The organism is Streptomyces chattanoogensis (assembly GCF_001294335.1).
GTDB classification, from domain to species: Bacteria; Actinomycetota; Actinomycetes; order Streptomycetales; family Streptomycetaceae; genus Streptomyces; species Streptomyces chattanoogensis.
In genome coordinates this window covers 133,700-141,676 of sequence record NZ_LGKG01000024.1, presented here as the reverse complement: position 1 = coordinate 141,676, position 7,977 = coordinate 133,700, and the positions used below count along the sequence as shown (strand labels likewise).

General features: G+C 66.6%; 7 protein-coding genes. 3 read left to right on the top strand and 4 right to left on the bottom strand.

All coding sequences use genetic code 11. The annotated features are described in order from the left end of the window. Positions 1-52: 52 nt before the first annotated feature. The gene (locus ADL29_RS06370; protein WP_053922746.1) at positions 53-265 is read right to left on the bottom strand and encodes a hypothetical protein; all 213 of its coding nucleotides are present in this window, start codon (positions 263-265) and stop codon (positions 53-55) included. A gap of 551 nt (positions 266-816) precedes the next feature. Between ADL29_RS06370 and ADL29_RS06365 the strand changes: the two genes are divergently transcribed. The 3 genes from ADL29_RS06365 to ADL29_RS06355 are packed head-to-tail and all read left to right on the top strand — an operon-like array spanning position 817 to position 4,838. Beyond that, the gene (locus ADL29_RS06365; RefSeq protein ID WP_053922745.1) at positions 817-2,964 is read left to right on the top strand and encodes a helix-turn-helix transcriptional regulator; all 2,148 of its coding nucleotides are present in this window, start codon (positions 817-819) and stop codon (positions 2,962-2,964) included. 3 nt (positions 2,965-2,967) lie between these two features. Next, a complete protein-coding gene (locus tag ADL29_RS06360; protein WP_053922744.1) occupies positions 2,968-3,963 on the top strand; it encodes a hypothetical protein in 996 nt (331 codons plus the stop codon). Further along, positions 3,960-4,838, top strand: a complete 879-nt coding sequence (locus tag ADL29_RS06355; RefSeq protein WP_053922743.1) for a DUF6339 family protein — start codon at positions 3,960-3,962, stop codon at positions 4,836-4,838. The genes ADL29_RS06360 and ADL29_RS06355 overlap by 4 nt, the downstream gene beginning before the upstream one ends. 17 nt (positions 4,839-4,855) lie before the next feature. Here the strand turns inward: ADL29_RS06355 and ADL29_RS06350 are convergent, their stop codons facing one another. The 3 genes from ADL29_RS06350 to ADL29_RS06340 are packed head-to-tail and all read right to left on the bottom strand — an operon-like array spanning position 4,856 to position 7,622. Continuing rightward, positions 4,856-6,217: a DNA cytosine methyltransferase gene (locus ADL29_RS06350; RefSeq protein WP_053922742.1), complete on the bottom strand. Its 1,362-nt coding sequence runs from the start codon at positions 6,215-6,217 to the stop codon at positions 4,856-4,858. Positions 6,218-6,228: 11 nt separating this feature from the next. Beyond that, the gene (locus tag ADL29_RS06345) at positions 6,229-7,224 is read right to left on the bottom strand and encodes a DNA cytosine methyltransferase (protein WP_053922741.1); all 996 of its coding nucleotides are present in this window, start codon (positions 7,222-7,224) and stop codon (positions 6,229-6,231) included. After that, positions 7,221-7,622 carry a very short patch repair endonuclease gene (locus ADL29_RS06340; RefSeq protein ID WP_053922740.1) on the bottom strand — a complete coding sequence of 134 codons (402 nt, stop codon included), beginning with the start codon at positions 7,620-7,622 and terminating at the stop codon, positions 7,221-7,223. Before ADL29_RS06340 ends, ADL29_RS06345 begins: the two co-directional genes overlap by 4 nt. Positions 7,623-7,977 lie beyond the last annotated feature (355 nt).

Here is a 7,977-nt window from a genome sequence, read left to right as displayed (position 1 = left end):
TGAAGTCGCCGGTTGTTGCGAGACCGAGACTTCGGGCCCGTGACGTGCTGAATCAGACCGGGGGAGCGGCCTCGTCCGGAACGTTCGGCAGCCCCTGGGCCACCTTCGCCAGGACAGGGAACCTATTGGTGAAAGCCTCCTCGGACATGCCGTGTTCGTGGAGAATTCCCAGAACCTCGACCGTGCTTTCCGCTGTCTTAATTGCCAGCTCGAATGCGCTCGACTCCCGAAGCGAGTCCAACGATTCACTGTCCTGCTCATTCATCTGGTATACCCCTGTCGTGTCGCATCCTGCAGCTGCACAGGGGTGTATTCGGGCACACGTCCCCCGTGTGAAAGTGTGAAACGAAATGGATAAGCTGACGCCTGGGTGAGACTTTCTTTCCCCAAAAAAGCTAGCGGATGGAGGTCTCGTGCAACCAGTCCTTTTCGGAAGGCTTTTCCTGTAGGGCTCCGTGGAGGTGTCGGCTGGGCATAGGGTCGGAATTTGGGCGCACTTCTTCCCCGGTCGCCCGGCCTTCCCGATTTCGGGTTTCGCGAGCGAGATGGGATTCCCATCGTGAGCGAACGTATCCGATATTCACTCGTACACACAACCCGAACTCCTGCTCCACTGAAGGGAGTTGACCTCTCTGTTATCGAAGTGCCGCATGTGGGACGGAACTTGATGATTCGAGGCAAGTTGGACGCCGGGCTGAAGCGGTCTGGTCGATCGAGCTCGATCAACTGTTGGTTGACGCTGCTGCACTTGTCAAATTAGCATGTGGTCCACACCATGCGATCGGCATGGGACTCCGGGGAAAGAGCAGGCGGCGCGTGGAGACAGGTGAGGAGTTCGGGCCTTGGCTGGCCCGACAGCTCAAGCTCGCAGGGAAGACGCAGGCTGAACTGGCCAACGAGCTAGAGCTGACTCGGGCCGCTGTGTCCGCATGGATCACCGGCAGGTCGACGCCTCGCCCGACCGTCATGGCGGACATCGCCAAGGCGCTCGGCACGGATGTGGGCACGGTGCACACCCGCACCACCGACACCCAGGCTGGCCTCCCGGTCACCTGGTACCACCGCCCCGGCTACGCCGACGGCGGCCGCGACCTGGGCAATGCCGCCGCCTTCGCCTTCGACGCCGACGTGCAGGTCCTCGCGCGAGAGACTTGTCAGAACAGCCTGGACGAGCGGCTTACGGAGAACGGCCGCCCGGTCAAGGTCCGCTACACCCTGCACGAGATCACCGGCGAAACCTTGGACGCCTTCCGTGACGCGATTCTCTGGAAGGATCTCTTTCCGCACTACTCCGCCGTCTCGGAGACCGCAGGTAACCAGAAGGTCGGTCGGGTCGTGGACGCCGGGGTGCGCGACATGTACGAGAAGGGCCGCTTGGTCCTGCTGCGCGTCGACGACTACAACGCCTCCGGGCTCATCGGCGACGACTACGCGGACGGCAAGTTCGCCGCCGTGGTCAGACGCCAACTGGAGAGCCTCAAGTCCGGTCCCGGCGCCGGTGGTTCGTACGGCTTGGGCAAGGCGACGCTGTGGGCCACCAGCGCCCTCGGGCTCGTTCTCATCAACTCCACTCTCTCCGTGCCTCACGAGGGACGTACCGAGCGACGGGTCATCGGCCGTCTCGAACTGCCCTGGCGTGAGGTCGACGGCGAGCCGTACGCAGGCCCCGCCTGGTTCGGGCGCCCTGATCCTGATTCGCCCGCGGCCATGGTCGCCCGTTCCTGGTGGGCGGACGAGCAGACCGTCGAGAGCCTGCATCTGACCCGGGAGAACGACGAACCCGGTACGTCCTTCCTCATCGTCGGTGCGCACGATGTGGCCGGCCTCGCGGCGAACTCCTCCGATCCCGACGACGGGTTCATCGGCGACGAGGAGAGCGATGAGGACACGCGTGACATCACCACGATGCACGCCCGACTGGTCGAAGCACTGGGGCGTGACTTCTGGGCCGCGATGACCGGCGGGGGCAGCAAGCTCCCCCTCCTGGAGGTCTCTGTCCGTGCCCTGCGGAACGGCAAGGAGGTCGTGGCGGAGCAGCAGGTGGACCCGTCTGTCGAACAGCCCTCCCGGACCCGTGCCCTGAGGGCGCACTACGAGGGCACCACGGTGGATCGCCTCACCGAGGCCGGGCACGTGGCGGCGCGGAGCGTCCCGCTGAAGCTGCCGCTGTCCGGAGGCGCCCATGGGACGTTCGGTACGCACCAAGCGGTTCTGCTCATCACCGAGGCCGAGGGGGACAGGGACGGGGCGAAGAACCGGATGCACTCGCTGCGCGGCAATCGCATGACCGTCAAGAGGACCGTGGTCCCGAGGCTGCCGAACAGCACCAACCCTTTCCAGGCTGTTCTGTTGGTGGGGGAGGCAGCAGGAGAGACGGCCCCCTTCGCGAAGGAGGCCGAGGAATTCCTGCGTGCGGCGGAACCTCCCGAGCACGACCGTTGGGGGCAGACAGAAGAGCTGACACTGCGTTGGTCACCGTCCGCGTACCGGCGGATCAACGCGCTGACCGCCGAGGCCAACAATGCGGTGAGAGAACTTGTCGCACGGCCGAAGCGCAGCAGAGGCGAAGGGGGTGAGGCCCTGCGCAAGGCGTTGACAGTGCGAACGAGGCCCAAGGCCAAGGCACCCACCGGCCCGGTGGTTCCGGTCCTGGACGGGCTCGACGCGACGGTCGGCGACGGCGGGGAGTGGCAGATCACCGGCGAAGTGAGCATCCCGCGTGGCGACGAGATCGTTCCGATGGTGCCGGTGGCCCAGCTGGACGTGCGCTCGGGGGGCCGCCCCAGGCTGGACTGGGCGGAACTCGTGGGCGTCGAGGGCTGCGAAGCGGAGGACGGCATACTGCGCTTCACATCCGGCGCGCGGCGTGCGAAGTTCCGAGGAACCACCGACGTCACCAGCCACCCGGTCAAGACCGCTCTCACCCGTCTCGTTGTCGAACTCCGTGCCGGCAAGGGGGAGTGACGCGTGAAGTTCTACCCGTACAAGCGGCTCAGCCGGCCGGTCACGCTCAGAGTGACCTCGGTCTCCCTCAAGCTCTCCGACGGTACCCGCGACCAGTTGGAGACCACCGCGTACTCGACCCAACAGCAGGCTGTGGCGCTCGGCATCGCGGGCCACACAGACTGGGTGAGCGCGACGATCGGTCTTTCGGCGACGCTGCCGCCGGGGGCGAATGCGCCGGACGCGCCTTGGTCGGATCTGTGTGTCCTCGCCGTACTGACGGACGGCGAGACCAATGTCCGTACCTCTGCGAATCTCAGGCTCGACGCGGAGGACGGCCGGGACTGGTCCGGCTCGCTGGAGGTGTTTCGTGACGATCACCTGGCTCGGGCCTCCCTCGCCGTGTACGCCGTCGGGACAGTGGACGGAGTGCGCGGACGGTCGATCGCCGAGACCGACCGGAGCTGGATCATCGACACGGTTTCCGACGAGCCGGTCCGCGGGCTCCAACTCGACGTCCAGAAAGCGTCGTTCAAGAGAAGCTCCCGGGAGTGGCTCCAGGCCTACGCCGACGCGCCCTGGATCGTGGACACCTCGGCCAGAGTCCCCACCGTGTTCGTGAACACCGATGTCGAAGGTGTCATCGACCTGTTGGACAGCAATGGCTCGGGTGTGAACAGCAAGGTGCGTGACCTCCTGGTCGCCCAGATGGCCACCGACGTCTGGACCGCGGTGTTTCACGGTGCCATCGGCGATCTGGAGGTGGAACCCGGTGGCGGGCCGGTCTTCCCCACCGACTGGCAGGGCGAGGTGCTGCGGGAGATGCTCCCGGACGTGATTCCCGGCGCCCATGTCGAGGAGGCCCTACGGCAGGTCCATCGCCGGCGCACCCGCGACTCGGGCTGGGTGGAGCTACAGACGCGTATCCATTACGCGGCGGTCCGCCGCGCCGATGCCACCAAGGCGCTTGCCTTTGTCATCCGCAGTCTGGAACAGATGAACCGCGAGAGTGAGACGTGATCACCCAACCGAACCACGTACCGGAGCGCCTGGGGCTGCTCGCCACCTCTGCCGTCGATCCGTTCCTCACCGAGCAACTACTCAAAGGCGAACAGGTTCACGGCGGCATCGATCTCGCCAAGGTCGTCGAGCCGCTCCCCGAGGACGACGCCAGGTGGTGGGTCGAGCCGATCCGGAGCCTGGTGGAAGACACCATGTTCGAGTTCCGGGAGGACCGCACCCGAGCCGACGCATGGCTCGCGCCACGGCTCCATGCCACGCTGCGCCTGACGCGGCGAGAAGCGGCGGACAAGCGTCTGTGGAACCACCTCGCCCTGGCTGTGGCCCCGGACTATGTGGTCTGGCGGCACCTGTCGGAGCCGACGGCGAACAGGCCGGAAAGGCGCATCGCTGCCGAGCGCTTCCGTGGTCCCGCGGACCGTCAGTGTTTCTCCCGCCTTTGGTGGGCGGCCGAACTCTTCAGGAACGGGTCGGACTACGAGCCGGTCGAGGTCGCCTGCGGAAATCAAGACCTCATCCACACCGTTCTCCGGAGCGAGTTGATCGATCACCGTCCCACCGCTCAGGCCTTGGTCCGTCTTCTGAAGAGCGGCCGGGTCTCCGGCGGGCGAGAGGTCAACGGCCTCAGCGTCGCGATCAACGCGGCGGGAGCGACCTTGATCTACGACATCCTCGCGCCGGACCAGCCCCGGGACCCCGTCCATCTGCGGGACTGGATCGCGGAAGCGGAATCGGCGCCACCGGTCGAGCGGCACGAACGCCCGAACGGGCCCGACGAGGACCCCGTCCCGGAGGAATCCGTGGCCGTGCTCACCAGCTACTTCGCGGAGCTGTTCGAGACTGCGCCGGTCAGGGGCAGGAAGAGCGGGGATTGACCTGGGCCGTGCTCGGACTACTTCGCCGACGCCTTCTTGCTCTTACGAGGGCGCACGGAGGAAGGGGGCGGCACCTGGTCCTTGGGGCGCGGGCACCTGTCGGTGCAGGCGTCGGCGGCACCGCAGCCGTTGCTTCGCAGCTTTGCCCGCTGTTCCTCCGTGGCTGGCTGCCACGGCTTCCTCAACGCCTCCGGGTCCGGCTCGGGGAGCCCTAGAGCGGCGCTCAGCAGGTGTGCACCGAACAGGGGCGGTACGGCGTTGCCCACCTGCTGGGCCTGCGCCGTACCGGACCACGGATAGTCCGGCGGGAAGCTCTGCAGCATCCCGGCCTCGTTCATGCTGAACCGCGGGCCCTCGTACACGATGTTCTCGTCGAGGTGCTCGAAGACCACGAAGCGGGAGATGCGGCCGGTGACGGTGGCGGCGGGCTGCTGGTCGGTCCGCACTCCACGCCTCCCCGGGTTCCCGGAACTGCCGTAGTTCGAGCGGACCAGGAAGGGAGTGGGACGCCCCGGATGCGAGCCCACCGGTTTCGCGAGGGCCTCCCGCATCGATCTCCAGGGCCGCAGGTCCGCGTCGCTCTTCGACGTGGTGGTGCCCTCGTCGAGAGTCGGCTGATGGACCTGGTCCGCAGCCTGGTCGGGTTCGCTCGTTCCGTTCTTCCGGTTCCATTCCTTCGCTTCATAGGAACGGTGCGTCGGGGCGGGGAGCGAGGGCTCGCCGAGCCCTTCACGCCGAGCGATCAGTACCGCGCGGGATCGTGTCTGAGGCACCCCGTAGGTCTCGGTGTCGAGGATGTCGACGATGACCTTGTACCTGGTCTTGTCGGGGAGCCCTGTCTCCTCCAGCACCTTGGCGTAGTGCTCCCAGAGCGGGGCCACCGCGGGGACCTGCTCCAGGACGATGACGTCGTACGGGCGGTGCTCCCGGTTCGGGCTCCTGGTTGCCTGAATCGCGTATCGGAGAGGTTCGAGGACCAACGCAGTGCGCGGATCGGTGAGGGTCTTCAGGTCCTCGTCGATCTCCTGGTCGGACTCGCCTGCCATCAGCCGCTCGATGTACTCCTTGACCCGGTCCAAGGCTTGCCGTCCGGCGCCGTGCCCGGCCACCGAGTACGTCTGGCACGGAGGGCCACCTGCGAGCACGTTGATCTCCGGCGGCAGGGACTCGAAGGAATCCCTGCGAACCGCGCTCACGTCGGCGTGAAGGGTGTCCAGCCCGGCCGCGTATCGCGTGAGGCAGGCACTTCTGTCCCACTCGATACCGAGACTCGGGATGTCGAGCGTGTGCCCAGCGACATCCAGCCCTCCGGGTCCTGCGAAGAGGTCCAGGACAAAGGGCTTGTCGAGGATGGACTGGTGGTACGCCGAGCTGGTCATGTGGCGGAAGTTTAGCCGGCCGCGGGGACTCCCGGACCCCCGTTCAACGCTTCCGCGACAGCCCGTCCCAGCGCCTCTCCGACAGGCGGCGGGGTCGCGTGCCCGATCTGGCGGTACCGGGCGGTCTTGAGGCCGGAGATCACCCACGCTTCGGGGAAGCCTTGGAGGAGGGCGGTCTGGTCCACCGTGATCCGCACCAGTCCGTCGTCCCCGAGTGACGGATCCCACGTGAAGTCGGGGCCGGGCGGTTCGTTCCCGAACGACTTCGTGTAGACCCCCATCCGTCGCCACTTGGCCTTCGTGCCGCTCGGTCCGAAGTCGGGGCCTCCGTGCGTCTTGGACCCGCCCACCAAGGTCGGTGCCACACTCGTCGCTTGGGCCGCCCAACGGTCGGCGTCCGGCCAGCCGCAGGAACGCATCGACGGCGCCAGAGCCTCTCCGACCGACACGTGTGCGTGGATGCTGGGTCGGGGCGGTCGGAAGGCACTCGCCCACTGCTGCTTGACGGCCATGAGGATGCCTTGCATGCGGTCCTGGGGCACTCCGAAGTCGGAAGCGTTCAGTATGAACCAGGTCAGTGCGTAGCCGAGGTGCTCCAGCTCTTCGCGGAGGAAGTCCCGTATCGGCGCCAGGGAGTCCTCGTCGACCAGGGTGGGCACGTTCTCGATGATCAGCGCACGTGGCTGGACGGCGTGGACCAGATAGGCAGTCGCCTCGATGAGGCGTAACTCGGTGTCCGACGACTGGCGCGTCACCGTCGCACTCGACCTCACCCTGGGGAGACCGGCTGCCAGCAGATCGACGTCGTACGCCTCGGGGTGGTCCACGGGATCGAAGTCGAGGAGGTCCGCTTTCAGCACGTTCCAATGCGGCCGGTTGGCTTTGAGCGTCTCGCAGGCAGACGACTCGTTGTCCAGGAGGAGTCGAGGCGTGAAGCCCGCTCGTTCCAGCCCCAGAGCGAGTCCACCCGCCCCCGAGCACACATCGACAAAGGTCAGCCCACTCAACGATTCCTCCCTCGTCCCCGCTGGATCTTTCGCCACTCAACCGCCGCCGCGATACGGAGAGCCACGTCATCCGGTGCTTCATGCTCCCAGAAGCGCAGTACCTCCCAGCCGGCTGCTACGAGGTGCTCCGTGGTCTCCGTATCGCGCGCCATGTTGAGGTCCAACTTCTGCCGCCACCACTCTGCGTTCGACTTCGGCTGCGTCGCGTGTTCGGGGCAGCCGTGCCAGAAGCATCCGTCGATCAGGACAGCTACTTTGACCGAGGTGAACGCCACGTCGATCCGGCGTCGCGCCATGCCCGGTACCGGGTACTCCACGCGGTAGCGCAGGCCGGCCGCGTGCAGGAGGCGTCGGACCTGCAGTTCGGCAGCCGTATCCTTGCTCGCCTGCCTGCTCATGCGCGCGGAGACAGAGGGCGACGACGGCTTCATTGTGCTCAAGGCGGCTGTGCCTCACGATCGTGGCTCGGTCCCGACGACAGTCGAGTCCGTGGTGGTCGAGCCGCCGGACTACGGCTGTCGTGTCGATTCCATCACGGGGCCGAGCGTGCCGCACCAGATTCCGCCTGCCGGGCCGTACCACCGATGCAGGCAGCCTCAGGCATCGCCGTATCAGCCTGTCGCCGTTTCAGGCCCCCGGGCCGCTGTGACAGGCGTCGAAGTTCTGAGTGGGCCCACACCAGTGTGTGGCTTTCGAGTTCGAATCCCGAAGGCGGCTCAGAAAGGCCCCCGGTCACATAGCCCGTGACCTGGG